Raw genomic sequence first — 1,396 nt, 5'->3', positions numbered from 1 at the left:
TTCGTACCATCAAATGTACGGTCGCTACAACCGCTTTTTTGTGTCCGGTATTCCTTCTTATCCGAAAGAAAAATGCCTGTATTCGATTGGGTTTCCCTTGGGAAACGGCCAATGCTCCTTGTGTTAACACTTTTTTTAGATAAGAATTGCCTTTCCCTACACGTCTGCTGTAGGTTTTTCCAGCACTCTGATTATTCCCCGGACTCACTCCTGCCCACGAAGCCAAATGTCCGGCTGTTGGAAACACAGACAGATCTATCCCGATTTCTGCGAGCACAACTGCGGCTGTTCGCCGATTGATTCCCGGAAGTTCTTCTAACCGTTCCACATACTCTTCATAGGGAGTGAGATAGTCGTTGATTGTTTCTTCGACTTCTTGAATTTGTTTTTCTAAACACTCAATTTGTTTGAGATGAAGAGCGAGCATTTTTCGATAATGAACGGTCATGAACCCTTCTAAAGAATCCATCAACTGCGGTACTTTTCTGCGTAAAGTAGTATAGACACACTCGAGAATAAGTGTTTCTGTGATCTCTTTATTTTCAATTAAGGCATACAGAAGCGCTCGACCGGATTTGCCATAGACATCTTTAATGACAGAAGTCAGCTTTATTCCGGCACTTTGTAACACCATATGTCCACGATTTTTTTCTCGATTCAAGTCTTCAACTAAATGCTTCCGATAACGAGTAATATCTCGCAATTCTTGAATAGGCTCGGGTGGAACAAAGCTTGTGGGTACGACACCCAACCGAGTTAATCGAGCAATCCATTCGGCATCTTTCATATCCGTTTTTTTCCCTGGAATATTCTTGATGTGACGGGGATTCGCCAATTGCAGGTCAAAATGATTCTGTAGAATTCGCCACACACATTTCCAATAGACCCCTGTACTTTCCATACTGATATGTGTGACTTCGTAAGAAGATAACCAATCAGATAAATCCAATAAGCCGCGAGTTGTTGTTTCGAAACTGCCAAAGAATTTTTCCGGGCGTTTTTTTCCTTCAGCAGAACGAATCACACAGGCAACAATGACCTTTTGATGGATGTCTAATCCAGCACAACAAGAACGAAGTACATCTTCCATGTCCAATTCCCCCTTGAAAAAATGTACAGAAGGAGCTATTCTACTTATAGAAACAATTTATTTTTATACGCAGGTTCTATGACCTAATGATTGGTGCATATCTTTTTGTGCGACGAGTAACCGCAGGAGCAGATAAGTAGAACGATCTAGTTTGTCCCTCAAGGTCAACTTGGAAAAGAACCTCAATAAGTGATCGACCTACAAGCCCTTCTGTCCTCTTTAGTATGACAGGAAATAGCGTGTAGGTCGATCATTTTTTCTTTTCATTCTGTTTGGTGTGGGCGATAGCCCTCATGAGTGTTTGTC

Annotated in this window: 1 protein-coding gene; it reads right to left on the bottom strand. The window is 41.8% G+C overall.

What is annotated here, in order from left to right; all coding sequences use genetic code 11:
- Positions 1 to 1,090 (bottom strand): IS110 family transposase (locus LI954_RS15960; protein WP_229444971.1); only part of this gene is annotated, 1,090 nt, incomplete at its 3' end.
- Positions 1,091 to 1,396: the final 306 nt, after the last annotated feature.

The organism is Enterococcus sp. CWB-B31 (genome assembly GCF_020567645.1).
Lineage (GTDB): Bacteria > Bacillota > Bacilli > Lactobacillales > Enterococcaceae > Enterococcus_L.
This window is presented reverse-complemented; position numbering and strand designations above follow the sequence as displayed.